The organism is Neorhizobium sp. P1_A6 (genome assembly GCF_056406795.1).
On record NZ_JBFTZM010000010.1, the window covers coordinates 141,646 to 165,055 of the forward strand.

Genomic DNA, 23,410 nt, shown 5'->3' on the forward strand with positions numbered 1-23,410 from the left:
CAAGATATTGATCAGACGTTGGATCAGCCGCCGATGACGGCCTTACGAGCGTCGATGATGGTCTGGTAGAACTTCTGGTCGACCGGCGACCAATCGACGTAACCGCCGCCCGTGAAGCTCTCGAAGCAGGCCTTGTCCTTCTTCGGCAGCTCGGCGAAGTAGGCGGTCACCTTCTTCTTCATGTCGTCCGAAAGCTTGTTGGAAACCATCAGCGGGCCGTTCGGGATGAGCGGCGACTTCCAGACCTGGACGATGTCGTCCATGTCGAGCAGGCCCTTGGTGACCATGATGTGCAGGTTGCCGGACGAGTAGCCCTGCGCCCAGTCGCCGACAGCCGAACCGAAGGTGGTGCCGACGTCAAACTTCTTGTCGAGAATGCCGAGAACGAGGTTCTCGTGGCCGCCGCCGAAACCGGTTTCGGAGAAGTACTGCTTGACCGGCATGCCGATGTCCTTCGGCAGGGAGACGTTAGGTACGAGGTAACCGGAGGTCGAGTCCGGATCGGCAAAGCCGATCTTCTTGCCCTTGGCATCGGCGAGCGTCTTGATGCCCGAATCTTTGCGGGCAACCATGATCGAGTAGTAGCCGGTCGAACCGTCGGCCTGTTTGGTTGTCAGGACCGGGGTAACGGCGTTCGGGTCCTTGATGTAGATCGAAGCGTAGGAGGATGCACCCATGACGGCGAGGTCGATCGTGCCGCCGAGCAGACCCTGGATGACGCCGTTATAGTTCGGCGACGGGAAAAGCTTGACGTCCGAAGCGCCGGTCGCGGCGATCAGGCCCGGCTTGACGCATTCGGTGCGGCGAACCTGGTCGGCTTCGTTTTCGCCGCCATCGAGGCCGATGCGCAGAACGGGTGCGCTCTGGGCGTGGGCCTGGCCGGCGACGGCAGCGATGGCGATCGTCGCCATCAGGATCTTGCGGAATGCAGACATGGAAGTCTCCTTTGGTGATTGGGGTGGTCAACCCGGAAAGGGCGTCAGTCTTCCGGCCGCGGGTCGGCAGCCGGAAACAGGTCAGCGCATGGCGGCGGCTTCGGCCATCATGCCGGATGTGTCGATCGCGACCGGAGCCTCGCCGCGACGGGTGGAGGCGAGGCTGGTCGACGTCATCGTCTCGTCGATCCCGGCGCCATCCCTGTCGGAGCCGTAGATCTCGCGCACCGCATTGGCATTGAGCTCCTGCGGCGGTCCGTCGAAGACGACGCGGCCGCCCGCCATGCCGATGATCCGTTCGCAATAGCTGCGGGCTGTGTCGAGCGTGTGCAGATTGGTGATGACAGTGATGCCTTCGCGCTCGTTGATGTCGCGCAACGCGTCCATGACGATCTTGGCATTGAGCGGATCGAGCGAGGCGATCGGCTCGTCGGCGAGCATCATTTTTGGCGCCTGCACCAGCGCACGGGCAATCGCCACCCGCTGTTGCTGTCCGCCGGACAATGTTCCGGCGGCCTGCAACGCCGTCTGTTCGATGCCGAGCCGCTCGAGCGCCGCCATCGCCATGACGCGCTCGTCACGGCTGAAGATTTTCAAGAGGCTCATGGTCGTCGAACGGTGATTGAGACGGCCGAGCAGCACATTGGTCATCACGTCGAGGCGCGGCACCAGGTTGAACTGCTGGAAGATCATCGCGCAGTCGCGCTGCCAGTTGCGCAGTGCCCGGCCCTTGAGGGAGGAGACCTCGGCGCCGTTGAAGTAGATGGAGCCGGAACTCGGCTCCTGCAGACGGTTGATCATCCGCAGCAGGGTCGATTTGCCGGCGCCGGAGCGGCCGATGATGCCGACCATTTGGCCTTGGGGAATCTCGACGTTCACGGCATTCACCGCGATACGATCGCCGAAACGGCGGGTGATGTCCCTCAACTCGAACTTCATGCTCTCTCGCCAATTCAGCCTTTTTCTGAGAGCTCGATAGCGATGGTTGATGAAGTCTGAATGTCGGTTTTATGTCGGTTTTATTATATTCCGAAAGTGCCCGTCACGCTTCCGTTACGTGGCATGACGGGACACGAATTCCTCTGCCGAAAGTGCCCGGAAATCATCGAGCGCAGCTCTCAGTTTCAGGTGATCCCAGTCCCACCAGGCAAGCCGGTCCATCGCCTCGCCGACCGCTTTTGTGAAACGCTCGCGGATGAGTTTCGCCGGCACGCCGCCGACGATCGTATAGGGCGCGACGTCCTTCGAGACGACCGCCCCGGCTCCGATCACAGCGCCGTTGCCGACAGTGACGCCCGGTAGCACGGTGGCGCCGTGGCCGATCCACACGTCATGGCCGATGGTGACGCGATGGTCGCGCCGCCATTCGAAGAAGCTCTTTTCGTCTTCCGCGTCGTCCCAGTAGCTGGCGGCGCGATAGGTGAAGTGGTGCAGCGTCGCCCGCCAGGTCGGGTGGTTGGTGGCGTTGATGCGCACCGAGGCCGCCATGTTGACGAACTTGCCGATCGTCGCACACCAGATCGAGCCGTCCTGCATGATATAGGAATAGGCGCCGATCTCGGCCTCGCTGATGCGGCAGCGCTCGGAAACTTCCGTATACGGGCCGAGCGTGGAATTGCTGACATTTGCCGTTTCGTGGATTGCGGGCTCGAGCCCCACCTTGACGCTCATGCGGCGACTGCCTTTCGCGGAGAAAATTGGGAGACGTCGAGAACGCGGTCTGCCACCGCCTCGCGCACTTCCTCGTCGTGGAAGATGCCGAGAAGGGCGACGCCCTCGCGTTTCTTGTCCGCGATCATGTCCATGACGACGCGCCGGTTGACAGCGTCGAGCGAAGCGGTCGGCTCGTCGAGGAGCAGGATGCGGTGGCTGGTGATGAAACCGCGGGCAATGTTGACCCGCTGCTGTTCGCCGCCTGAAAACGTGGCGGGCGGCAGGGTCCAGAGCTCCTGCGGCAGGTTGAGCTTGGCCAGCAGCTCAGCCGCCTTGCCGCGCGCTTCCGGGGCTGCAATACCGCGGGCGACCAGCGGTTCGGCGACCACGTCGAGCGCGGAGACCCGCGGCACGGTGCGCAGGAATTGGCTGACATACCCGAGCGTATGGCGGCGCACGTCGAGCACGGTGCGCGGATCGGCGCGGGCGATATCGACGAGCCGCTCCTTGTGATCGACGAGGATCTGCCCGGCATCGACGGCGTAGTTGCCATAGAGCATCTTCAGGATCGAGCTCTTGCCGATGCCCGACGGGCCGCCAAGCACGACACATTCGCCGCTCGCAACCGAAAAATTCACATCGTTGACGACCGGCAGCTTGATGCCGTCGCGCAGATGCATGGTGAAGCTCTTGAAGACCTCGGAAACGACGAGGGGAGTTGCCATGATCGTTTTTCCTCAGACCTGAAGAATGGAAGAGACGAGAAGCTGGGTATAAGGCTCGCGCGGATCGTCGAGCACCCGGTCGGTCAGCCCGTGTTCAATCACATGGCCGTCCTTCATCACCATCATCCGGTGGGACAGGAGGCGGGCGACCGCAAGATCGTGGGTGACGACGATCGCCGACAGGCCGAGATCGTTGACGAGGCCGCGCACGAGATCGAGCAGGCGAGCCTGGACCGAGACGTCGAGGCCGCCGGTCGGCTCGTCCATGAAGACCAGCCGCGGGCCGGTGACGAGGTTGCGGGCGATCTGCAGGCGCTGGCGCATCCCGCCGGAAAAGGCGCGCGGCTGGTCGTCGATGCGGTCGGTGCCGATTTCGACGCGGGTCAGCCAGTCGCTCGCCGTCTCGCGGATCTTGCCGTAATGCCGGTCGCCGACGGCCATCAGCCGTTCGCCGACATTGGCGCCGGCCGAAACCGTCATCCGCAGGCCGTCGGCCGGGTTCTGGTGCACGAAGCCCCAGTCGGTGCGCATCAGGAAGCGTCGCTCGGCCTCGCTCATATGGTAGAGGTCGCGGAAATTGCCGTCGCGCATCCGGTATTCGACACTGCCGGCCGTCGGCATCAGCCGGGTCGACAGGCAGTTGAGCAGCGTCGTCTTGCCGGAGCCGGATTCACCGACGATGGCAAGCACTTCGCCCGGCCACAGATCGAAGGAAACATCCTTGCAGCCGATCCGGCTGCCATAGAATTTCGAGACGCCGCTGACTTTGAGAAGAGGGGTGTCGGTCATGGCGTTTTGTCCTTGAATGTCGGCGCGTGGGGTTCACCCCCCTCTGTCCTGCCGGACATCTCCCCCTCAAGGGGGGAGATCGGCAAGCGGGTAAGCCTCAGCCCCAAATGGGATCGGGCAGTTCGATAAGCGGTGTCTTCAAGAGGGATCGAGCGGGTGTGTCTATCCAATCTCCCCCCTTGAGGGGGAGATGTCCGGCAGGACAGAGGGGGGTAAGCCACAACCAGTGTCATTCCGCTGCCTCCTTGGCAGGCGCCAGCAGAGCGCCGGCATGGCCGTGTTCGCGGCGGTCCTCGCAATTGTCGGTGTCGGAGCAGACGAACATGCGGCCGCCCTTGTCGTCGAGTACCACTTCGTCGAGATAGACATTCTCGGCGCCGCAGAGCGCGCAGGGTTTGTCGAAGGTCTGGATTTCGAACGGATGATCCTCGAAGTCGAGGCTCACGACGTCCGTATAGGGCGGCACCGCGTAGATGCGCTTTTCGCGGCCGGCGCCGAACAGCTGCAGCGCCTCCGAGCGGTGCATTTTCGGATTGTCGAATTTTGGCGTCGGCGACGGGTCCATGACGTAGCGACCGGCGACCTTCACCGGATAAGCATAGGTCTTCGAAATGCGGCCGTTATGGGCGATGTCCTCGTAGAGCTTCACATGCATGAGCCCGTATTCTTCGAGCGCATGCATCTTGCGGGTCTCGGTCTCGCGCGGCTCGAGGAAGCGCAGGGGTTCCGGGATCGGCACCTGGTAGACGAGGACTTGGCCCTCGGCGAGCTTGTGCTCGGGAATGCGGTGGCGGGTCTGGATGATCGTCGCGTCCTTGGTATGGGTGGTGACGGCGACATTGGCGACCTTCTGGAAGAAGGCTCGGATCGAGACCGCATTGGTCGTATCGTCGGCGCCCTGGTCGATCACTTTCAGCACGTCTTCCGGGCCGATAATCGCGGCGGTCACCTGCACGCCGCCGGTGCCCCAGCCGTAGGGCATCGGCATCTCGCGGGAGGCGAAAGGCACCTGGTAACCGGGGATGGCGATCGCTTTCAGGATCGCGCGGCGGATCATCCGCTTCGTCTGCTCGTCGAGATAGGCGAAGTTGTAGGTGGCGAGGTCCGTCATCTTGGAGTATCCTGTGACTGCATGAACCAACTAGAAGGAAAGGCTGTCATGGACGCCATCACTTCGAACGGATTGCTGGGCGTGGCCGTCTTCGCGGCCTTTGTCGCCTGCGGGATCATCATTCCCTTTTATGTCATCAAACCCCCGAAAGACGCCGGGATTGCCAATGCGGGCATCGACGGCGGCTGGGCCGGAGGTTCCGTAAGCAGCTGCGACAGCGGCAGCGCGGGCGGCGCCTGCGATGGCGGCGGTGGTGGTGACGGGGGAGGCGGCGGAGGCGATTGAGCCGCCCCTGAATTGCGGCCGGACCGGCATCACGGTCATTCGGCGGCCTCCTGCAGGCCGCCCTTAACGCCATTGCCGCCATTGCGCGCCGCCTCGATGTCCGAGCGCATCCTGCGCACCAGCGCAAGCTCGGCCTGGAAGTCGACGTAATGCGGCAGTTTCAGATGCTCGACGAAACCGGTCGCCTGGACGTTGTCCGAATGCGAGATCACAAATTCCTCGTCCTGCGCCGGCGCGGTAATGTCCTCGCCGAGCTCTTCGGCGCGCAGCGCCCGGTCGACCAGCGACATCGACATCGCCTTGCGCTCGCTCTGGCCGAACACCAGGCCGTAACCGCGGGTGAACTGCGGCGGCGCCTTGGACGAACCCTTGAACTGATTGACCATCTGGCATTCGGTGACCTGGATGCGGCCGAGCGAAACGGCAAAGTCGAGCTCCGCGACTTCGATCTCGATTTCCACTTCGCCAATGCGGATTTCGCCGACGAACGGGTGGTTGCGGCCGTAACCGCGCTGGGTGGAATAACCGAGCGCCAAGAGGAAACCTTCGTCACCACGGGCGAGCGCCTGCAGGCGCAGATCGCGGCTCATCGGGAATTCCATCGGCTCGCGGGTGATGTCGCCGGCCTGATGGTCCTCGGAAAACTCGCCGTCCGGTTCGATCAGGCCTTCATGGGCGAGAATGTCCGAAACCCGCATGATGTGCTCTTCCGGCGTATCGCGGCGCTCCGGCTCATCGACCGGTTCGTCGGTGAGCAGCGAAGGGTCAAGCAGCCTGTGGGTATAGTCGAATGTCGGGCCGAGAAGCTGGCCGCCCGGCAGGTCCTTGTAGGTCGCCGACACGCGCCGCTCGACCTTCATGGCGGCCGTATCGACCGGAACGGAGGAACCGAAGCGCGGCAGCGTGGTGCGATAGGCGCGCAGCAGGAAGATCGCCTCGATCATGTCGCCGCGCGACTGGCGGACGGCAAGCGCCGCGAGCGCCCTGTCGTAGAGCGAAGCCTCGGCCATCACTCGGTCGACGGCGAGGCCCAGCTGCTCGACGATCTGCTCGATGGTGACGGAAGGAAGCGAGCGATCGCCCCGACGCCGGTCGGCCAGCAGCCGGTGAGCGTTGTTGATGGCGGCCTCGCCACCCTTGACGGCAACATACATGGTTCATTCTCCTGGCCATCACCGGCATCCATGGAAGACGCGGGAAGGGTTTGGTCGTTCGGCCCCCATCGGCTGCCCCGAGCAGGCGGCCCCAAGGCTAAAAAGTCAGGCATCCGTTCACTGCGTTGCGATCCTTACCGTCCGCGGCAGGCACAGCAGGCTTTTGCCGGCCGTCAGGATGACATCGACGCCGCGCGGGAAGAGCGCCCGGTTGTCGGCCCAAAGCCGCGGAAACACTTCCGGCAGACCCTTCACCATGACGGTCGTTGCATGCGGAATGCCGGGACCTGTCAGCGTCAGCGGTAGGCCTTCGCCAAGTGCTGCGACTTCGATGACCAGCGTCGTCGAACGGTCCGGATATTCCTGGGTGCCGGCCGAAAACAGGCCGAACGAGGCAAGCGTCGCGCCGGCTTCAACGAAGGCGAAGCGGGCCTCGGCCTTTTCGCGGGTGATAGGCGCTCCGGTGTGGAAACCGATCCATTCGCCGGTGGCCGATTTGGCAAGGCCGGCGCTCAGCCAGACGGGCGTTTCATGGTCGCAGAGCGTCACGGCGATCGCCCCGGCTGCTCCTCCAAGCGGCTCGGGCTGACCGACATCCGGTCCGACGGTGCGGATCGTTCCCGGACGGGCCATGCCGTCCATCAGCATACGGAACACGCCTTGGGATTCGAATACCGGCTCTCCGAACCCACCGGAAAGCGCTTGCGTCTTGATGTTCATCAGTCGTCCCCCCGTACCATGGTGAAGAAGTCGACGCGGGTCGCTGCCGTCTCCTCCGCCTTTTGTTTGTCTTCCGCCGCGATGCGGACCTCGATGGGGCCGAGCAACGTGGTCTCCACGAAATCGCGCGTGCCGGCCTCCTGCCAGAGCGCATCGAAAATGGCTGCAAGCCGGACATTGTCCTTAGACGTGCCGAGGGCCTGCCCATGGCCGGCAGTGCCGGATGCGAGCAGCACGGTCGCCCGCGTCACCGTCGCCTCGCCGAGATTGAAGGGCGCCCCGCCGCCGCCGATGCGGCCGCGGACCATCACCAGCCCGGTCTCCGGCCCGCGCACGGGCTTGACCTCTGGTTTGGCGGGAAGCTTGTCCCAGGCGGCACGCAATTCGTCTGTCATCGCCCGCGCAAGCAGGCCAACCGCACGGCGGCGTCCGTTGGTTTCTGCGTTCGGCGCGATTTGTTTCGCCAGGTCCATTGCCAAGCTCCAAAATGTCTATTAATATAGACAACCATACAAGTTACCTATACTACTAACTTCCTCATATAACAAGCGTGTGACATGGATACGGGGCAGGCAAACGTTCACCGGCAAAACGGCGTGGCGCTCTGGCGGCAGATCGCCGATCGCATTCGCGCCTCGATCGCCAGCGGCGATTACGACGCGACCGGCAAGGTGCCGCCGGAATTCACGCTGGCTGCGCAATTCGGCGTCAATCGCCATACGGTGAGAAGCGCGCTCGCCGCCCTTGCCCAGGAAGGCATCGTCCGCTCGGTGCAGGGGCGTGGGACGTTGATCCAGCGCAAGGAACGGCTGAATTTTCCGATCACGCGGCGCACAAGGTTCAGCGAGGGCATCGGCGACCAGGCGCGGGAAAAGGAAGGCCTGCTGCTTCATTCGGCACAGGAACCGGCCTCGACCGATCTGTCGGCCAGGCTGCGCATTCCCGAGGGTACGCCGGTGATCCGGCTGGAAACGCTGAGGAAGGCGGATCACCGCCCGGTCTCCCGCTCGACGACCTGGTTTCCGGCCGAGCGTTTCAGCGGCATCGAGGAGGCTTACAGCAAAAGCGGCTCGATCACGGTCGCATTCCGGATGCTCGGCCTTTCGGATTATCTGCGTGTGTCGACGGAAGTGACCGCGACCCATGCGGACGGGGCGGATCTCGCCGACCTGCAGCTATCGCCGGGAGCCATCATCCTCGTCGCCCGCGCGCTCAATACCGATACCGAAGGCGTGCCGGTCCAATACGCCGTCAGCCGCTTTCCGGCCGATATGGTGCAGTTCACGATCGAGAGTTGAGTATCGAGATTTGCTTGTGTAGTTGCATAATTATAATTATATTTTTGTAATGAACCTGATGCGTTTCGAATGGGATCGCGCAAAGGCGGCGACGAACGTCAAGAAGCACGGCATCAGCTTCGAGACCGCGGCGCGTGTTTTCGCCGACCCTTTCGTCCTGATCGAGCAGGATCGTATCGAAGGTGGAGAGCAGCGTTGGCAGGCACTGGGTTCTGTTGATGGTCTCGCCATCCTACTCGTTGCTCACACCGTCTACGAGGACGAGGAGGATGACGGCCAGGCCTACGAGGTGATCCGCATCATTTCGGCCCGAAAAGCCGATCCGAGAGAAAGACGACGTTATGAAGAAGAGCTCTGAGATCGTCAGGTACGAGGTCGATAGGGATAGTCTGCCGCCTCTGACCGAAAAGCAGAGGGCTGAGCTTGCAGCCCTGTCGAAGCTTCCTGACGAGCAGATAGATTACAGCGACATTCCAGGCTTGACCGACGAACAACTCCAGAATGCCGGGCGGGGACGATTTTATCGCCCCCTGAAACAGCAGATCACGGCCCGGGTTGATGCCGATGTTGTGGACTGGCTCAAGTCGCAGGGCAAAGGTTATCAGGCCCGCATGAATGCAATCCTTCGCCGGGAAATGCTGGCGTCGCTGAAATCCCAGAAGCGGAACTGATTGCTTCCGACGCGCTCAGTGCGCGCCGGACATGTCGCCGAGAACGTCCTTTGAAGCGACGGTCGAGTCGGCCTTGAGCGTGTAGACCATCGGCACGCCGGTCGCGAGGTTGAGCTTGAGGATTTCTTCCTTGCTGAGCCGGTCGAGCACCATCACCAGCGAGCGAAGCGAATTGCCATGAGCGGCGACGAGGACCTTTTCGCCGCGCAGCACGCGCGGCAGGATTTCCGTCATGTAATAGGGCCAGACGCGGGCGCCGGTATCGCGCAGGCTTTCGCCGCCCGGCGGCGGGATGTCGTAGGAGCGGCGCCAGATACGCACCTGCTCCTCACCCCACTTGGCGCGGGCATCGTCCTTGTTGAGGCCGGAAAGATCGCCGTAGTCGCGCTCGTTGAGCGCCTGGTCGCGGATCGTCTCGAGATTCGGCTGACCGACCTTGTCGAGGACGATCTTCAACGTGTCCTGGGCGCGCTTCAGCACCGAGGTGAAGGCGATGTCGAACTTGATACCCGTTGCTGCCAGCGCTTCGCCGCCGGCCTCGGCTTCCTGGATGCCGAGCGGCGTCAGATCCGGATCGCGCCAGCCTGTGAAAAGGTTCTTGAGATTCCAGTCGCTCTGGCCGTGGCGCACAAGGACGAGAGTTCCGCTCATGGGATGAATTCCTCCGGGAAGATTTTCAGGAAAGCCCGAGCACGTCGAGCATGGAATAGTGGCCGGGCTTCTTGTCGCGCGCCCAGAGCGCTGCGGCAACCGCGCCGCGCGCGAAGATCGAGCGGTCGCGCGCGCTGTGCGAGAGCGTCACCAGTTCGCCTTCGCCGGCAAGCACGACCGAATGGTCGCCGACGACCGAGCCGCCGCGCAGCGTCGCAAACCCGATCGTGCCGGTCGGGCGGGCGCCCGTATGGCCGTCACGCACCCTGACGGACTGGCTTGCGAGATCGATGCCGCGGCCTTGTGCCGCCGCTTCGCCGAGCAGCAGTGCCGTTCCAGATGGCGCGTCGACCTTGTGCTTGTGATGCATTTCGAGGATTTCGATATCCCAGCCGGCGGCGGGCAAAGCCTTCGCCGCCTGCGCAACGAGCACGCCGAGCAGGTTGACGCCGAGGCTCATATTGCCGGATTTGACTACGCGCGCGTGACGGCCCGCCGCCTTGAACTTTTCCTCGTCCTCGATCGAGCACCCGGTCGTGCCGATCACATGGACGATCCGTGCCTGCGCGGCAAGGACCGAGAAGGCGACGCTGGTCGCGGGTGTGGTGAAATCGAGCACGCCCTCGGCATCCAGAAAAGCCTGAAGCGGATCGGCGGTCACGGGGACCCCAAGCGTTCCGACACCCGCGAGCTCGCCTGCATCCTTGCCGATGAACGGCGAACCTTCGCGCTGGACCGCTGCATGCAATGCCACGCCGTCGGTTTCATGAATGACCCGGATCAGTGCCTGGCCCATCCGACCCGCTGCGCCGACCACTACGAGTTTCATGTCATTTGCGGTCATGTGCGGCGTAGTCCCTGCTTTTGTCGGTCGGTCTTTTCGAGCGGTTACAGCTTGTTGGGGCGAGCGTAAAGGCCGCTTCCACGCTGCGCAAGCATCTCTTGCAGGCCGTCTTCAGGAAAACCGGCCTCGCCCGCGGCGATGATCTCAGTCCGGTCCTAGCGCTGCCAGCGGCGGCCATCCATGGAAAGGCCGTAGGCGGAGGGCGTGCGGGCAAAGCTTGCAAGGCCGGCGAGCGCCGCCTGCGGATGGGTCACCACGAAGGTCGGGATCGTGCCCATCAGCTCTGTATGCGGCGCTTTATCCTCGAACGCGGCCCGGAACTCCGGATCCTTCAGCGCAGGAATGATCTTTTGCGAGATGCCGCCTGCGAGATAGACGCCGCCGCGCGCCATGAAGATCAGCGCCATGTCGCCGGCGACGCGGCCGAGATAAGTGGCAAACAGCGAAAGCGTTTCGACGGCCTGGGAATTCGAACGGTTCAGACCGTGAGCCGTGATATCCGCCGGATCGGAAAACGCGGGCTGCAGGCCGTCGGCCGCACAGACGGCCTGGTAGATGTTGACGACGCCGCGCCCGCTCAGGACCTCTTCCGCAGAAACACGGCCCTCGATGCGCTTGAGATGCGGAAAGATCTCGAAATCCCTCTCAGAGCGAGGGCCGACATCCACATGTCCGCCTTCGCCGGGAACCGGAAACCACATGTGCCGCGCATAGACGAGGCCGGCAACGCCGAGGCCGGTACCCGGGCCGAGCACGACGCGCGATGCCATATGCGGCTCGCTGTTGGGCCCGAGCGTCTCGCGGTATTCGTCGGGCATGGCCGCGACGGCAAGCGCCTGGGCTTCGAAATCGTTGACGACCAGCACATCCTCGAAGCCGAGTTGGGCGATCATGTCTTTCGGCCGCACCACCCAATCGCAATTGGTCAGATCGATCTCGTCGCCGTCGATCGGTCCCGCGATGGCAAGGATCGCCGAGCGCGGCTGAACGGAACTCGAATCGAGCACGATTTTCTGGATCGCATCGTCGATCGTCGCATAGTCAGCAGTACGCACGTTCGGAAACGGCTTCGGTTCCGCATAGGCGTCAAGGAGGATGGAGAAGCGGGCATTGGTGCCGCCGATATCGCCGATCAGGATCGGAAAGGGCAGTTTGTCGGTCTTCATGGTATCGGCCATCGGGAAGCTTAGTCCTTCTGAAAGTCGATGAGTTTTTCGGCGGTGGCGCGGTTGAGTGCCATCGGAATGTCGTAGACGGTCGCCAGCCGCGTCAGCGCCTTGACGTCGACGTCATGGGGAAGCGCGCTCAGTGGGTCGATGAAGAACACCAGCATGTCGACCTCGCCGGTGGCGATCATCGCGCCGATCTGCTGGTCGCCGCCGAGCGGGCCGCTTTTCAGCCGCGTCACTTCAAGACCGGGGCAGGCATCTTGAACCCGGCCGCCGGTCGTGCCGGTGGCGACGATGTTGAATCGGGAAAGTGCTGCCTGGTGATGGCGGGCGAAATCCGCCATGTCATTCTTCTTCTGGTCGTGTGCGATCAACGCGATGCAGGGCTTGGCCGACATGATTGGGTGTCCTCGCCAGAACGATTTTCAATCGATTTGTGATGCGTTCTAGCGTGCCGCTTCGGTCTTGGGAAGGTCGCGAAGGGGCCGGCGTTTCGATTGCCGGCCTTGTCGGGAAACTATTGCAGCGGACGCGGCGTCGGGACCGGCATATCACTGGAAGCGGACGGCGGGTCATTGACGATCGCTTCGACAGTCCTTGCCGATGCCGACGCGGCAGGCTGAGCCGTGTAGGCCACGGCGCTGCCGCCGAATGTCGCGTCGTCTTCGGAACGCGAGGGGGCCGCAAGCACGGCCGCACAGGCCTTCGGCAGGTCCGAGAGCATGACCTGACGCGGTTTTACCGGTTTCTTGTTCGGGTCCGGTTTGGGCGGCGGCGCCCAAGGCTCCTTGGTGAACCACCAGGCAAATCCCTTGCTGCTGCAGTCGTCGCCCTTCGGTACTGCGGCCTGCTTCTGGCAGGTGGTGGAGCCCGGCGGGCAGGAGATGCGGATATGGAAGTGTTCATCATGGCCGTAGATCGGCCGCACCTTGCCAAGCAGGTCGCGGTCGCCGGTCCAGGTCTCGCAGAGTTTCTTCTTGATGGCAGGATTGACGAAGACGCGCTCCACTTGCGGATAGCTCGCGGCCTGCATGATCAGCTTGGCATGGGTGCTGGTCCAGCGGTTGGAATCGACGGTCAGGAACTTGCTCTTGTCGAGCATGGAGGTGAAGGGATAGCTTTCGCGCTGCGGCACGGTCAGCGGCTGGGTGGGCTTCGGCGTGAACCAGACGTCGACATCAAGGCCGATCTGATGCGACGAATGGCCGTTGATCATCGGGCCGCCGCGCGGCTGCGAAATGTCGCCGACGAGAATGCCGGAACCCCAGCCGAGCCTTGCTGCGTCGCCGGAGAAGCGTTCGAGCAGTGCGATCAGTTCGGGATTGCCCCAGCGACGGTTGCGCGAAAGGCGCATCGCCTGCCAGGTCGGCCCGTCGGTCGGCAGCGCCACCGCGCCCGACATGCAGCCCTTGGCATAGAAACCAAGCGGTTCCGCCTCCGCCTTGCTCGGAAGCTTGACGCCGGCGAAAAGTTGTTTCGCCGGTGTGCCCTCCTGCGCTGCCACCGATCCCGCGAACGTGCCGCAAAGGAAAGCAGCCGTCGTCAGCCGCATAATTGTACTCGAAATCGATCTCATGCCATCCGCCGCAAATCACCTGATCGCTTCCAAACTACCGTGAAACAGGATTTTGGTGAAATGGAGATGGCGAACGCCTTGCCGATTTTCAGGAACATAATGCCGGATAAAACGGATGTGAGTTTGGAACTCCTGTTTTTCGCCGCCTTTTGCCCTATGCTTCACCGCAACAAAGAAACTCACAAGGGGTAACGCATGCTCTTGGCCCGCCTGAAGATAGCTTTCGTGATCGCTCTCGCAGCAATGTCTCTTTGGACATCGGCGGCGACCGCCCAGGAGCCGAAATGGCGGCATGGCATGGCTGTCGTCGGTGACCTGAAGCTGCCGGCAGACTTCAAGCAGCTCCCCTATGTCGATGTGAACGCGCCGAAGGCCGGCGAGCTGCGCCTCGGCGACGAAGGCACATTCGACAACCTCAACCTCGTGATCGACCGGGGTACCGCGGCTTCGGGTGTCAGCCTGATCTACGACACGCTCATGAAACGGTCGGAGGATGAGGTTTTCGGCACCTACGGCCTTTTGGCCGAGGCCGTGTCCCATCCGGACGATGTGTCTTCGGTGACCTTCCGGTTGAGGCAGGAGGCGAAATGGGCGGACGGCCAGCCGGTCACTCCGGAGGACGTGATCTTCAGCTTGGAGAAGCTGAAGGAGCATAGCGCACTCTATTCCGGCTACTATCGGCACGTCACGGGTGCTGAAAAGACCGGCGACCGCGAAGTGACCTTCCGCTTCGACGAAAAGAACAATCGCGAACTACCCTCGATCGTCGGCGATTTTCCGGTCCTGCCGAAGCACTGGTGGGAAGGCAAGGATGCACAGGGCAACCAGCGCGACATTTCCCGCACCACCCTGGAGCCGCCGATGGGGTCCGGCCCCTACAAGATCGGCGCCGTTCAGCCGGGCTCCACCATTCGTTACGAACTGCGCGACGACTACTGGGGCAAGAACCTGCCGATCAATCTCGGCCAATATAACTTCCGGACGATCAACTATACCTATTTTTCCGATGCCGACGTGGAATTCGAGGCCTTCCGGGCCGGCAACATCGATTACCGCCAGGAAAACAGTTCGAGCCGCTGGGTCACGCGGTACGATTTCGATGCGGTGAAGGATGGGCGGGTCATCAAGGAAGCCCTGACCAACCCGTTCAAGGCCGTCGGCGTCATGCAGGCTTTCGTGCCGAACATGCGGCGCGACATGTTCAAGGATGCGCGGGTTCGCGAGGCGCTGAACTACGCCTACGATTTCGAGGATCTCAACAAGAACCTTGCCTATGGCGGCCTGAAGCGGGTCGATAGCTTCTTCTGGGGCACCGAGCTTGCTTCGTCCGGCCTGCCGCAGGGAAAGGAACTGGAGATCCTCAACGGCTTGAAGGACAAGGTTCCGGCGAGAGTGTTCACAACCCCGTACACCAACCCCGTCGGCGGCGACCCGAACAAGGTGCGTGATAACCTGCGCACCGCCATCAGTGTGCTGAAGGAGGCAGGCTGGGAGCTGAAGGGCAACCGGATGCTCAATGCCAAGACCGGACAGCCCCTGAGCTTCGAAATTCTCCTGAACAGCCAGTCGCAGGAGCGTACCGTGATGCCCTATGTGACAAGTCTCAAGAAAATCGGCATCGACGCTCGGCTCCGGATCGTCGACGCATCGCAATATATCAATCGAGTCCGCAGCTTCGACTACGACATGATGTACGGTGTCTGGGCCCAGACCATGAACCCCGGCAACGAACAGGCGGACTACTGGGGATCGGCGTCCGTCAGCCGGCCGGGATCACGCAACTATGCAGGCATCGCCGATCCGGCGGTGGATCAGCTTATCAGCATGATCACCGCTGCCCAGAACCGGGAGGATCAGGTGGCGGCCGTCAAGGCGATGGACCGGGTGCTGCTCGCCAACCACTATGTCGTTCCGATGTTCTATTCCGGAGAAGCGAGGATCGCCTACTGGAACCGCATCACGCATCCGCAGAGACTGCCGGAATACAGCATCGGTTTCCCCGAGACCTGGTCGGCCAAAAACCCAGCGAAATGACGCAATAAGCGCGGACTTGCGCCGCCGACCGGCACCTGTTCCAAATGAGCCCGTATGATTCGCACCGGAAAAGAGGAAAGAGCCATTTTGATCGGCATTGGGATATGTGGTGAAACAAGCCCCGTGACGACAGGCAGGGAGCTCTGATGGGCGCCTATATTCTTCGCCGTCTCCTGCTGATGATACCCACGATCGTTGGCATCATGGCGATTTCCTTCCTCGTCGTGCAGTTCGCGCCGGGCGGGCCTGTTGAACAGGTGATCGCCCAGATCCAGGGTCAGGACAGCGGTGATCGGCTTTCCGGCGGTGGCGGCGACATGCTGCAGCAACAGGGCGGAGGCGAGGAAAGCCGTTACCGTGGCGCACAGGGCCTCGATCCGGAATTCATCAAGAAGCTCGAAAAGCAGTTTGGTTTCGACAAGCCGCCGGCGACGCGCTTCCTCGAAATGATGTGGAACTACATTCGCTTCGATTTCGGCGAGAGCTTCTTCCGCAATACTTCGGTCCTCGACCTGATCATCGACAAGATGCCGGTGTCGATCTCGCTCGGTTTCTGGATCCTGATCGTTTCCTACCTGATCTCGATTCCACTGGGCATCCGCAAGGCCGTCAAGGACGGTTCGACCTTCGATGTCTGGACCTCCGGCGCGATCATCATCGGTTACGCGGTGCCGAGCTTCCTGTTCGGCATTCTGCTGATCGTACTCTTCGCGGGCGGTTCGTTTTTCGACTGGTTCCCGCTGCGGGGTCTCGTTTCGGATAATTTTGCCGAACTCTCCTGGTGGGAAAAGATCATCGACTATTTCTGGCATCTGACATTGCCGTTGATCGCCATGTCGCTTTCGGCTTTCGCCACAACCACTCTGCTGACCAAGAACTCGTTCATCGACGAGATCAAGAAACAGTATGTGACGACGGCGCGCGCCAAGGGCCTCAACGAGCGGCAGGTGCTCTACGGCCACGTGTTTCGAAACGCCATGCTGATCGTCATAGCGGGCTTTCCCGGCGCCTTCATCTCCGCCTTCTTCACCGGCTCGCTGCTGATCGAGAACATCTTCTCGCTGGATGGGCTGGGGCGCCTCGGTTATCTCGCGATCGTCAACCGCGATTACCCGATCGTTTTCGGCACGCTCTACATCTTCTCGCTGATGGGCCTGTTCGTCAGCCTCATTTCCGACCTGATCTATACCTGGATCGATCCGCGCATCGATTTCGAGCGGAGGGATGTCTGATGGAGGCAACCGCCGCAAAGACCGCCGTGCAGACGCCGCAGAAGCGGCCCTGGATCACGCCGACCAACCGCCGGCGGCTCGCCAATTTCCGCGCCAACAAACGCGGTTATTGGTCCTTCTGGCTGTTCATGGTCCTTTTCGTGCTCAGCCTGTTTGCGGAATTCATCGCCAACGACCGGCCGATCGTCGCCTCCTACAAGGGCGAAATCCTCTACCCGGTCCTCGTCGACTATCCGGAAGAAAAATTCGGCGGCTTCCTGGCAACAACCGATTATCGCTCCGACTATATCCAGCAGGAAATCCAGGCGAACGGCTGGATGGTCTGGCCGCCGATCCGCTATTCCTACCAGACGGTCAACTCCAACATTCCCCATTCGGCGCCGACCGAACCCTTCTGGCTGATGGAGAAAGCGGATCGCTGCGCCGCCTATCCGCAGAAGGACCAGGACCCGAATTGCATCTTCGGGAACCTGAACTGGCTCGGCACCGACGACCAGGCGCGCGACGTGACCGCCCGCATGATCTACGGCTTCCGCATCTCCGTCCTGTTCGGCCTGGTGCTGACGGTCTTTTCGGCGATGATCGGGGTGACGGCGGGCGCTGTGCAGGGGTATTTTGGCGGATGGACCGATCTTCTGATGCAGCGGTTCATCGAGATCTGGTCGTCCATGCCGGTTCTCTACATCCTGCTGATCATTGCCTCAATCCTGCCCCCAGGCTTCTTCGTCCTGCTCGGCATCCTCCTGCTTTTCTCCTGGGTCGGCTTCGTCGGCGTGGTGCGCGCCGAGTTCCTGCGGGCGCGCAATTTCGAATATGTCCGCGCCGCCCGCGCGCTCGGCGTCGGCAACTGGACGATCATGTCCCGCCACCTGCTGCCGAACGCCATGGTCGCGACGCTGACCTTCCTGCCCTTCATCCTGTCGGGCTCGATCGCGACGCTGACCTCGCTCGATTTCCTCGGGTTCGGCCTGCCGGCAGGTTCTCCTTCTCTCGGTGAGATGATTTCGCAGGGAAAGAACAACCTTCAGGCGCCATGGCTCGGCTTCACCGCCTTCTTCACCATGTCCCTCATGCTGTCGCTGCTGATCTTCATCGGCGAGGCAGTGCGCGATGCCTTCGATCCCAGAAAGACGTTCGGGTGATGGCGGGTCGTAATTGCATGATGGATACGCTAGATTATCGGGTATATCAGCGAGCGTGACGCCATGAACAAGATCGTCAGAGAGCATTACCCGGTCGCCAACCTTCCCGAGGATCTGCGGGAGGGATTGGAGACGGACGCGACCGTCAGGATCATTGTTGAGGTGGAAGATGTCTCGATACGGAACGACGTAGAGAGATATCCCGGTTTCAAAGATTTCCCGATGGTTGAGCGAAAGCCGATGAGCCTCGCAGATACACTGGAAGCCATCAGGACATACAAGGCCGAGGGCAGACCGTCTGTCAGCGTGGAAGAAGCCGTCTCTCGCATACGCGAATTACGCGATGAATGGGATGATTGATGCTGGGGCTCGGAAAAATCTACCTGGATACAAACATCTTCATTCTGGCATTTGAGAACGACAGCAAAATCAGCACCGCATTGGCCAACCTCCTTTCGATAGGCGACCACACCCGACGGTTCGCTACCAGCGAACTGACATTGTCCGAGTTATTGGTTAAACCGTACCGGGATGGAAACGACAGCGCTATCGACAGATATGAGGGGCTGATTCAAACAAATGAATGGCTCGAAGTGCTCCCGGTTGCTAGGCAGATGTTATGGTATGCTGCGGTCCTAAGGTCTCAAAATTTGGGGCTGAAACTCCCGGACTCGATCCATATCTCTACCGCGCTCGGTGCCGGTTGCACGCACATGCTGACCGCCGACATGGGACTGAAGGACATTTATGAAATTACGCATTTCCGCTACGGTCTCACCAAGAGTAGCTCGCCTTTAACCGTCCTTCGCCCAGACGAAACGACGCTTAACTCACTCATCGAAAGCCTTGGCCGATGACAGAGCCGCTCCTTTCCGTCCGCGATCTCTCCGTCGCCTTCCACCAGGGCAGAGATACCTCGATTGCCGTCGACAGGGTCTCGTTCGACATCATGCCCGGCGAAGTGATGGCACTGGTTGGGGAATCCGGCTCCGGCAAGTCGGTGACGGCCAATTCAATCCTCAAGCTGCTGCCCTATCCGTCCGCCAGCCACCCGTCTGGGGAGATCCTGTTCGACGGAAAGGACATGTTGAAAGCGTCAGAGCCGGAACTCCGGCGGGTGCGCGGCAACGATGTCACGATGATCTTCCAGGAGCCGATGACCTCGCTCAATCCGCTTCATTCGATCGAAAGGCAGATCGGCGAGATCCTTGAGCTTCACCACGGAATCAACGGCCAGGCGGTGCGTATCCGCACGCTCGAACTCCTGAACCAGGTCGGCATTCGCGAGCCGGAAAAGCGCCTGAAGGCCTATCCGCACGAACTGTCCGGCGGCCAGCGCCAGCGCGTGATGATCGCCATGGCGCTCGCCAACCGCCCGAAACTGCTGATAGCAGACGAGCCGACCACGGCGCTCGACGTCACCGTGCAGGCGCAGATCCTCGATCTTCTGCGCGGGCTGAAGGGCGAGCACGGCATGTCCATGCTGTTCATCACCCACGACCTCGGCATCGTCCGCAAGTTCGCCGATCGAGTCTGCGTCATGACCAAGGGCAAGATCGTCGAGACCGGCACGGTGGAGGAGGTCTTCACCAATCCGCAGCACGCCTATACGCGCCATCTGCTCGCCTCCGAACCGCGCGGCGAGCCGCCGCCGACCGATCCCTCGAAGCCAGTGGTGATGGAAGGCAAGGACATCCGTGTCTGGTTTCCGATCAAGGCGGGTTTCCTGCGCAAGGTGGTCGATCATGTGAAGGCAGTCGATGGCGTCGATCTCGAGTTGCGGGCCGGCGAGACGCTCGGCGTCGTCGGCGAATCCGGCTCCGGCAAGACGACGCTCGGTCTGGCGCTGGCAAGGCTCATCTCCTCCAAGGGCCGCATCGCCTTCATCGGTACGGACATCGACAAGTTCTCCTTCAAGGAAATGCGTCCCTTCCGCGACCGTCTTCAGGTCGTCTTCCAGGATCCGTATGGGTCGCTTAGCCCCCGCATGTCGGTCGGCGATATCGTCGCCGAGGGGCTGAAGGTGCATGAGCGGTCGCTTTCCCCCGATGGCCGCGACGAGCGCGTCGCCTGGGCTTTGACCGAGGTTGGCCTCGACCCCGCAACGCGCTGGCGTTATCCGCACGAGTTTTCCGGTGGCCAGCGGCAGCGCATCGCGATCGCCCGCGCCATGGTGCTGAAACCGCGGTTCGTGATGCTAGACGAGCCGACCTCGGCGCTCGACATGACCGTTCAGGCGCAGGTCGTCGATCTCCTGCGCGACCTGCAGAAGAAGCACGATCTTGCCTATCTCTTCATCAGTCACGATCTCAAGGTCGTGAAGGCTCTCGCCAACCACGTCATCGTCATGCGGCTCGGTAAGGTGGTGGAAGAAGGTCCCGCCGACCAGATTTTCCAGGCGCCGAAGCAGGATTATACCCGCGCGCTGATGGCCGCCGCCTTCCATCTCGAAGCGGTCGAGACCGAAGCCATCAATCAATAGTCACAGCAATCAAGGTCATTCCGTCCATGCCCGCCAGACATCCGGTCGTCGTCGATCTCAAGTTCGAACGCCGCGAGATCGATTTAGCACTCGCCAACGCCTTTGCCGGTCGCACCGTGCTGCACGCCTCCAATCCCGGCGTGGATATTTCCGAGGCGCGCTATGCGGTGATCTGGAAGCCGGACCCGGACCTGTTCCAGCGGGCACCGAAGCTGGAGGTGCTGTTTTCCGGCGGCGCCGGGGTTGACTATATCCTCACCATGCCCGGCCTGCCCGACGTCCCGATCGTCCGTTTCGTCGACGAGAGCCTGACGACCCGGATGAGCGAATGGGTCGTGCTGCAGGCCTTGAGCCACCTCCGGCAGGTGCCGGCCTATCTCAGGCAGCAGCGCGAACGCCAGTGGCGCGAACTCTCGCAGCCGGAGGCGAAGGACCTGACCGTCGGCGTCATGGGCCTTGGCGTGCTCGGCCTGGATTCGGTCCGAAAGCTGAAGATCATGGGCTTCGATGTCGTTGGCTGGTCGCGCAGCAAAAAGACGATCGAGGGCGTCGAGACCTTTGACGGCGGCGAACTCGATGCTTTCCTTGCCCGCACCGATATTCTGGTCGGTCTTCTGCCGCTGACGCCGGAGACGCGCGGCATCTTCAATGCTTCGCTGTTTACAAAGCTTCGCCAGGGCGGCGCCTTGGGCAAACCGGTCTTCATCAATGCCGGACGCGGCGGCAGTCAGGTGGAGAGCGATCTTGTTGCCGCGCTCGATAGCGGCATTCTCGGCGGCGCGTCGCTGGATGTGTTCGAGAAAGAACCGCTCGGTGCAGATAGCCGGCTCTGGGCGATGGACAATGTCATCATCACGCCGCACGCGGCTTCCGCGTCCGATGTACGGGCGCTGTTCCGCAATGCGGAGACCCAGATGAAACGCTATGAGGCTGGTGAACCTTTGCGGCACGTGGTGGACCGCCGGGCGGGCTACTGAGCCGTTCCCGTCCGGAACATTCGTAGCTGCTGGCTGTTTCTTGTGCATGTGCCGGGCATCCCGGCCGAACAAGGAGCGAAATCATGAACACCCGTTTCGATCCCCAGGAAGCCGATACCCGTCGTCCGGATCGGGCCGGTTCGCCGCCGGTGGTGGAAACCGCGACGGAAGCGCGTCAGGGAAGCTGGGGTGCGCCGGTGCTGAAGATGCTGATTGCCGGCCTTATTCTGGCAATGGTCGCCTGGGCCGGCGCCGAATGGTGGGGCGAAAGCACCGCGCCGCCGGCCGACCGGACGGCCACCCCGCCGGCTGGCAGCACGACGCCGGCTAATCCGAATGCGCCGCCGACCGCCAATCCTTCCACTCCGCCAGCTGCCACGCCGCCGGCATCGCAGTCCGGCAACTGACGGGGCATCATCCTTGATTTTTTTGGCCGCGATCCCTCGCGGCCGAATTGCGTCTGGACTTACTCTGCATTTTTTTCGATAAAAATGCCCGGAGGTTGATCAGCCGTTGCCTCCATATGCATCGAAATCGGCGGAGCCGGCCCGGAACGGCCGGGGCAGGGGCAGGCATGACCAAGACCGATATCGCGAGCAGGGTTTATAACCACACCTGGAAACTCGACCCGATCATCCGCAGTCTGATCGACACGGATTTCTACAAGCTCCTGATGCTGCAGATGATCTGGAAGCTCTATCCGGATGTGGATGCCACCTTTTCGCTGATCAACCGTACGACCAGCGTCAAGCTGGCGCAGGAGATCGACGAAGGCGCGCTGCGCGAACAACTCGACCATGCCCGCACGGTGGGTCTGTCGAAGAAGGAGATGATCTGGCTCGCGGGTAACACGTTTTATGGCCGCAAGCAGATCTTCGAGCCGGAATTTTTGAACTGGCTGTCGACCTATAAGCTGCCGGAATACGAACTTTCGAAGCGTGACGGCCAGTACGAACTGACTTTCCACGGCAAATGGATGGAAACGACGCTCTGGGAAATCCCGGCACTCGCGATCATCAACGAGTTGCGCTCCCGTTCCGCGATGCGCTCGCTGGGCTTCTTCACGCTCGATGTGCTTTATGCGCGGGCCAAGGCCAAGATGTGGGAAAAGGTCGAGCGGCTGCAGGCATTGCCGGGCCTGCGCATCTCCGATTTCGGTACGCGCCGTCGTCACAGTTTCCTCTGGCAGCGCTGGTGTGTCGAAGCGCTCAAGGAAGGTATCGGCCCGGCGTTTACCGGCACCAGCAACGTCTTGCTGGCGATGGACTCCGATCTCGAAGCGGTGGGGACCAATGCGCACGAGCTGCCGATGGTGGCTGCGGCACTCGCCGAGACTGACGAGCAGCTGCGCGCCTCCCCTTACCAGGTCCTGAAGGACTGGAACCGGCTCTATGGCGGCAACCTGCTGATCGTGTTGCCGGATTCCTTCGGCACGGCGGCGTTCCTGCGCGATGCGCCGGATTGGGTGGCCGACTGGACCGGGTTCCGCCCCGACAGCGCTCCGCCGATCGAGGGCGGGGAAAAGATCATTGCCTGGTGGAAGAAGATGGGCCGCAACCCCAGGGAAAAGCTGCTGATCTTCTCCGACGGGCTGGACGTTGATGCGATCATCGACACCTACCGGCATTTCGAAGGCCGCGTGCGCATGAGTTTCGGCTGGGGCACCAACCTGACCAACGATTTCGCCGGCTGCGCACCCCATGAGATTGCCGGCCTGATGCCGATCTCCATCGTCTGCAAGGTAAGCGAGGCGAATGGCCGTCCGGCGGTGAAACTTTCCGACAATCCGCGCAAGGCGACCGGAGACCCGGCCGAGGTGGAGCGTTACCTGAAATTCTTCGGTCAGGAAGACCGCGTCGATCAGGTCGTCCTCGTCTGATTGAAACGCTGAAATGACAACAGGCCCCGCTGGAAGTCGACGGAGCCTGCGTTTGTTGGTTGGCTGAAGCCGCTGATGCCTGG

General features: G+C 61.9%; 27 protein-coding genes. 13 read left to right on the forward strand and 14 right to left on the reverse strand.

The genetic code is table 11. The annotated features are described in order from the left end of the window. Nucleotides 1-23 precede the first annotated feature (23 nt). The 6 genes from phnD to AC1D3C_RS20400 all read right to left on the reverse strand — a co-directional run bounded on the left by phnD (nucleotide 24) and on the right by AC1D3C_RS20400 (nucleotide 5,213). Nucleotides 24-935: a phosphonate ABC transporter substrate-binding protein gene (gene phnD / locus AC1D3C_RS20375; RefSeq protein ID WP_038548034.1), complete on the reverse strand. Its 912-nt coding sequence runs from the start codon at nucleotides 933-935 to the stop codon at nucleotides 24-26. An 81-nt stretch (nucleotides 936-1,016) separates the two neighbouring features. Further along, nucleotides 1,017-1,874 carry a phosphonate ABC transporter ATP-binding protein gene (phnC, locus tag AC1D3C_RS20380; protein WP_038592215.1) on the reverse strand — a complete coding sequence of 286 codons (858 nt, stop codon included), beginning with the start codon at nucleotides 1,872-1,874 and terminating at the stop codon, nucleotides 1,017-1,019. 114 nt (nucleotides 1,875-1,988) lie between these two features. Then, nucleotides 1,989-2,606 carry a DapH/DapD/GlmU-related protein gene (locus tag AC1D3C_RS20385; protein ID WP_477484121.1) on the reverse strand — a complete coding sequence of 206 codons (618 nt, stop codon included), beginning with the start codon at nucleotides 2,604-2,606 and terminating at the stop codon, nucleotides 1,989-1,991. Then, complete coding sequence (gene phnL / locus AC1D3C_RS20390; protein ID WP_477484122.1) at nucleotides 2,603-3,313, reverse strand: phosphonate C-P lyase system protein PhnL; 711 nt, start codon at nucleotides 3,311-3,313, stop codon at nucleotides 2,603-2,605. Before phnL ends, AC1D3C_RS20385 begins: the two co-directional genes overlap by 4 nt. 12 nt (nucleotides 3,314-3,325) lie before the next feature. Continuing rightward, nucleotides 3,326-4,102: a phosphonate C-P lyase system protein PhnK gene (gene phnK / locus AC1D3C_RS20395; protein WP_037079905.1), complete on the reverse strand. Its 777-nt coding sequence runs from the start codon at nucleotides 4,100-4,102 to the stop codon at nucleotides 3,326-3,328. Between the two features lie 229 nt (nucleotides 4,103-4,331). After that, nucleotides 4,332-5,213, reverse strand: a complete 882-nt coding sequence (locus AC1D3C_RS20400; RefSeq protein ID WP_247038926.1) for an alpha-D-ribose 1-methylphosphonate 5-phosphate C-P-lyase PhnJ — start codon at nucleotides 5,211-5,213, stop codon at nucleotides 4,332-4,334. A gap of 48 nt (nucleotides 5,214-5,261) precedes the next feature. Here AC1D3C_RS20400 and AC1D3C_RS20405 point away from each other — a divergent pair, with 48 nt between their 5' ends. Next, entirely contained in the window at nucleotides 5,262-5,498 is a 237-nt protein-coding gene (locus tag AC1D3C_RS20405) for a hypothetical protein (RefSeq protein WP_477484123.1), read from the forward strand. Nucleotides 5,499-5,533: 35 nt separating this feature from the next. On the opposite strand, the gene AC1D3C_RS20410 is transcribed toward AC1D3C_RS20405, so the two are convergent. The 3 genes from AC1D3C_RS20410 to phnG form a co-directional block, all read right to left on the reverse strand. Next, entirely contained in the window at nucleotides 5,534-6,652 is a 1,119-nt protein-coding gene (locus AC1D3C_RS20410) for a carbon-phosphorus lyase complex subunit (RefSeq protein ID WP_477484124.1), read from the reverse strand. A gap of 117 nt (nucleotides 6,653-6,769) precedes the next feature. Continuing rightward, nucleotides 6,770-7,372: a phosphonate C-P lyase system protein PhnH gene (phnH, locus tag AC1D3C_RS20415; protein ID WP_038548054.1), complete on the reverse strand. Its 603-nt coding sequence runs from the start codon at nucleotides 7,370-7,372 to the stop codon at nucleotides 6,770-6,772. Next, nucleotides 7,372-7,845: a phosphonate C-P lyase system protein PhnG gene (phnG, locus tag AC1D3C_RS20420; protein WP_477484125.1), complete on the reverse strand. Its 474-nt coding sequence runs from the start codon at nucleotides 7,843-7,845 to the stop codon at nucleotides 7,372-7,374. The genes phnH and phnG overlap by 1 nt, the downstream gene beginning before the upstream one ends. Before the next feature lie 84 nt (nucleotides 7,846-7,929). Between phnG and phnF the strand changes: the two genes are divergently transcribed. From phnF to AC1D3C_RS20435, 3 genes are read left to right on the forward strand one after another with little or no spacing between them, the layout of a single operon-like run. After that, nucleotides 7,930-8,670 carry a phosphonate metabolism transcriptional regulator PhnF gene (gene phnF / locus AC1D3C_RS20425; RefSeq protein WP_477484126.1) on the forward strand — a complete coding sequence of 247 codons (741 nt, stop codon included), beginning with the start codon at nucleotides 7,930-7,932 and terminating at the stop codon, nucleotides 8,668-8,670. A 58-nt stretch (nucleotides 8,671-8,728) separates the two neighbouring features. Continuing rightward, nucleotides 8,729-9,028, forward strand: coding sequence for a BrnT family toxin (locus tag AC1D3C_RS20430; protein WP_244447456.1), 300 nt, complete (start codon nucleotides 8,729-8,731; stop codon nucleotides 9,026-9,028). Further along, the gene (locus AC1D3C_RS20435; protein WP_038548062.1) at nucleotides 9,012-9,341 is read left to right on the forward strand and encodes a BrnA antitoxin family protein; all 330 of its coding nucleotides are present in this window, start codon (nucleotides 9,012-9,014) and stop codon (nucleotides 9,339-9,341) included. Before AC1D3C_RS20430 ends, AC1D3C_RS20435 begins: the two co-directional genes overlap by 17 nt. Before the next feature lie 15 nt (nucleotides 9,342-9,356). Here AC1D3C_RS20435 and AC1D3C_RS20440 read toward each other — a convergent pair whose 3' ends face one another. The 5 genes from AC1D3C_RS20440 to mepA all read right to left on the reverse strand — a co-directional run bounded on the left by AC1D3C_RS20440 (nucleotide 9,357) and on the right by mepA (nucleotide 13,557). Further along, nucleotides 9,357-9,992, reverse strand: a complete 636-nt coding sequence (locus AC1D3C_RS20440; RefSeq protein ID WP_477484127.1) for a 2,3-bisphosphoglycerate-dependent phosphoglycerate mutase — start codon at nucleotides 9,990-9,992, stop codon at nucleotides 9,357-9,359. A gap of 25 nt (nucleotides 9,993-10,017) precedes the next feature. Further along, nucleotides 10,018-10,836 carry a 4-hydroxy-tetrahydrodipicolinate reductase gene (dapB, locus tag AC1D3C_RS20445; protein WP_477484128.1) on the reverse strand — a complete coding sequence of 273 codons (819 nt, stop codon included), beginning with the start codon at nucleotides 10,834-10,836 and terminating at the stop codon, nucleotides 10,018-10,020. Nucleotides 10,837-10,991: 155 nt separating this feature from the next. Next, the gene (locus AC1D3C_RS20450; protein WP_038548072.1) at nucleotides 10,992-12,014 is read right to left on the reverse strand and encodes a glucokinase; all 1,023 of its coding nucleotides are present in this window, start codon (nucleotides 12,012-12,014) and stop codon (nucleotides 10,992-10,994) included. Nucleotides 12,015-12,022: 8 nt separating this feature from the next. Continuing rightward, entirely contained in the window at nucleotides 12,023-12,403 is a 381-nt protein-coding gene (locus tag AC1D3C_RS20455) for a methylglyoxal synthase (RefSeq protein WP_038548075.1), read from the reverse strand. Nucleotides 12,404-12,522: 119 nt separating this feature from the next. Continuing rightward, nucleotides 12,523-13,557, reverse strand: coding sequence for a penicillin-insensitive murein endopeptidase (gene mepA / locus AC1D3C_RS20460; RefSeq protein WP_477484129.1), 1,035 nt, complete (start codon nucleotides 13,555-13,557; stop codon nucleotides 12,523-12,525). A gap of 219 nt (nucleotides 13,558-13,776) precedes the next feature. Here mepA and AC1D3C_RS20465 point away from each other — a divergent pair, with 219 nt between their 5' ends. From AC1D3C_RS20465 to pncB, 9 genes are all read left to right on the forward strand, one after another. Next, nucleotides 13,777-15,615 carry an extracellular solute-binding protein gene (locus AC1D3C_RS20465; RefSeq protein ID WP_477484130.1) on the forward strand — a complete coding sequence of 613 codons (1,839 nt, stop codon included), beginning with the start codon at nucleotides 13,777-13,779 and terminating at the stop codon, nucleotides 15,613-15,615. Between the two features lie 146 nt (nucleotides 15,616-15,761). Further along, nucleotides 15,762-16,847 (forward strand): microcin C ABC transporter permease YejB, encoded by a 1,086-nt coding sequence (locus AC1D3C_RS20470; protein ID WP_247036453.1) that lies wholly within the window; start codon nucleotides 15,762-15,764, stop codon nucleotides 16,845-16,847. Continuing rightward, nucleotides 16,847-17,989: an ABC transporter permease gene (locus AC1D3C_RS20475; RefSeq protein ID WP_477484131.1), complete on the forward strand. Its 1,143-nt coding sequence runs from the start codon at nucleotides 16,847-16,849 to the stop codon at nucleotides 17,987-17,989. The genes AC1D3C_RS20470 and AC1D3C_RS20475 overlap by 1 nt, the downstream gene beginning before the upstream one ends. A gap of 63 nt (nucleotides 17,990-18,052) precedes the next feature. After that, on the forward strand, nucleotides 18,053-18,349 hold the full coding sequence (locus tag AC1D3C_RS20480; protein ID WP_038548091.1) for a hypothetical protein: 297 nt from the start codon (nucleotides 18,053-18,055) through the stop codon (nucleotides 18,347-18,349). After that, nucleotides 18,349-18,846: a type II toxin-antitoxin system VapC family toxin gene (locus AC1D3C_RS20485; RefSeq protein ID WP_038548093.1), complete on the forward strand. Its 498-nt coding sequence runs from the start codon at nucleotides 18,349-18,351 to the stop codon at nucleotides 18,844-18,846. Before AC1D3C_RS20480 ends, AC1D3C_RS20485 begins: the two co-directional genes overlap by 1 nt. Next, entirely contained in the window at nucleotides 18,843-20,471 is a 1,629-nt protein-coding gene (locus tag AC1D3C_RS20490) for an ABC transporter ATP-binding protein (protein WP_477484132.1), read from the forward strand. Before AC1D3C_RS20485 ends, AC1D3C_RS20490 begins: the two co-directional genes overlap by 4 nt. Before the next feature lie 26 nt (nucleotides 20,472-20,497). Continuing rightward, nucleotides 20,498-21,448, forward strand: a complete 951-nt coding sequence (locus tag AC1D3C_RS20495; RefSeq protein ID WP_477484133.1) for a 2-hydroxyacid dehydrogenase — start codon at nucleotides 20,498-20,500, stop codon at nucleotides 21,446-21,448. Between the two features lie 83 nt (nucleotides 21,449-21,531). Beyond that, the gene (locus AC1D3C_RS20500; protein WP_051899984.1) at nucleotides 21,532-21,855 is read left to right on the forward strand and encodes a hypothetical protein; all 324 of its coding nucleotides are present in this window, start codon (nucleotides 21,532-21,534) and stop codon (nucleotides 21,853-21,855) included. 167 nt (nucleotides 21,856-22,022) lie between these two features. Next, nucleotides 22,023-23,327: a nicotinate phosphoribosyltransferase gene (gene pncB / locus AC1D3C_RS20505; protein WP_038548101.1), complete on the forward strand. Its 1,305-nt coding sequence runs from the start codon at nucleotides 22,023-22,025 to the stop codon at nucleotides 23,325-23,327. The last annotated feature ends 83 nt before the right edge of the window (nucleotides 23,328-23,410 follow it).

Coding starts and splice junctions, on each gene's coding strand:
- AC1D3C_RS20450 (WP_038548072.1), bottom strand. CDS start 12,014: ATGGCCGATACCATGAAGACCGACAAACTGCCCTTTCCGATCCTGATC.
- AC1D3C_RS20470 (WP_247036453.1), top strand. CDS start 15,762: ATGGGCGCCTATATTCTTCGCCGTCTCCTGCTGATGATACCCACGATC.
- AC1D3C_RS20490 (WP_477484132.1), top strand. CDS start 18,843: ATGACAGAGCCGCTCCTTTCCGTCCGCGATCTCTCCGTCGCCTTCCAC.
- AC1D3C_RS20385 (WP_477484121.1), bottom strand. CDS start 2,606: ATGAGCGTCAAGGTGGGGCTCGAGCCCGCAATCCACGAAACGGCAAAT.
- AC1D3C_RS20410 (WP_477484124.1), bottom strand. CDS start 6,652: ATGTATGTTGCCGTCAAGGGTGGCGAGGCCGCCATCAACAACGCTCAC.
- AC1D3C_RS20480 (WP_038548091.1), top strand. CDS start 18,053: ATGAACAAGATCGTCAGAGAGCATTACCCGGTCGCCAACCTTCCCGAG.
- pncB (WP_038548101.1), top strand. CDS start 22,023: ATGACCAAGACCGATATCGCGAGCAGGGTTTATAACCACACCTGGAAA.
- AC1D3C_RS20485 (WP_038548093.1), top strand. CDS start 18,349: ATGCTGGGGCTCGGAAAAATCTACCTGGATACAAACATCTTCATTCTG.
- AC1D3C_RS20440 (WP_477484127.1), bottom strand. CDS start 9,992: ATGAGCGGAACTCTCGTCCTTGTGCGCCACGGCCAGAGCGACTGGAAT.
- phnH (WP_038548054.1), bottom strand. CDS start 7,372: ATGAACATCAAGACGCAAGCGCTTTCCGGTGGGTTCGGAGAGCCGGTA.
- AC1D3C_RS20430 (WP_244447456.1), top strand. CDS start 8,729: ATGCGTTTCGAATGGGATCGCGCAAAGGCGGCGACGAACGTCAAGAAG.
- AC1D3C_RS20500 (WP_051899984.1), top strand. CDS start 21,532: ATGAACACCCGTTTCGATCCCCAGGAAGCCGATACCCGTCGTCCGGAT.
- phnF (WP_477484126.1), top strand. CDS start 7,930: ATGGATACGGGGCAGGCAAACGTTCACCGGCAAAACGGCGTGGCGCTC.
- AC1D3C_RS20465 (WP_477484130.1), top strand. CDS start 13,777: ATGCTCTTGGCCCGCCTGAAGATAGCTTTCGTGATCGCTCTCGCAGCA.
- phnC (WP_038592215.1), bottom strand. CDS start 1,874: ATGAAGTTCGAGTTGAGGGACATCACCCGCCGTTTCGGCGATCGTATC.
- AC1D3C_RS20400 (WP_247038926.1), bottom strand. CDS start 5,213: ATGACGGACCTCGCCACCTACAACTTCGCCTATCTCGACGAGCAGACG.
- AC1D3C_RS20455 (WP_038548075.1), bottom strand. CDS start 12,403: ATGTCGGCCAAGCCCTGCATCGCGTTGATCGCACACGACCAGAAGAAG.
- AC1D3C_RS20475 (WP_477484131.1), top strand. CDS start 16,847: ATGGAGGCAACCGCCGCAAAGACCGCCGTGCAGACGCCGCAGAAGCGG.
- AC1D3C_RS20405 (WP_477484123.1), top strand. CDS start 5,262: ATGGACGCCATCACTTCGAACGGATTGCTGGGCGTGGCCGTCTTCGCG.
- phnD (WP_038548034.1), bottom strand. CDS start 935: ATGTCTGCATTCCGCAAGATCCTGATGGCGACGATCGCCATCGCTGCC.
- phnK (WP_037079905.1), bottom strand. CDS start 4,102: ATGACCGACACCCCTCTTCTCAAAGTCAGCGGCGTCTCGAAATTCTAT.
- phnG (WP_477484125.1), bottom strand. CDS start 7,845: ATGGACCTGGCGAAACAAATCGCGCCGAACGCAGAAACCAACGGACGC.
- mepA (WP_477484129.1), bottom strand. CDS start 13,557: ATGCGGCTGACGACGGCTGCTTTCCTTTGCGGCACGTTCGCGGGATCG.
- AC1D3C_RS20495 (WP_477484133.1), top strand. CDS start 20,498: ATGCCCGCCAGACATCCGGTCGTCGTCGATCTCAAGTTCGAACGCCGC.
- AC1D3C_RS20435 (WP_038548062.1), top strand. CDS start 9,012: ATGAAGAAGAGCTCTGAGATCGTCAGGTACGAGGTCGATAGGGATAGT.
- dapB (WP_477484128.1), bottom strand. CDS start 10,836: ATGACCGCAAATGACATGAAACTCGTAGTGGTCGGCGCAGCGGGTCGG.
- phnL (WP_477484122.1), bottom strand. CDS start 3,313: ATGGCAACTCCCCTCGTCGTTTCCGAGGTCTTCAAGAGCTTCACCATG.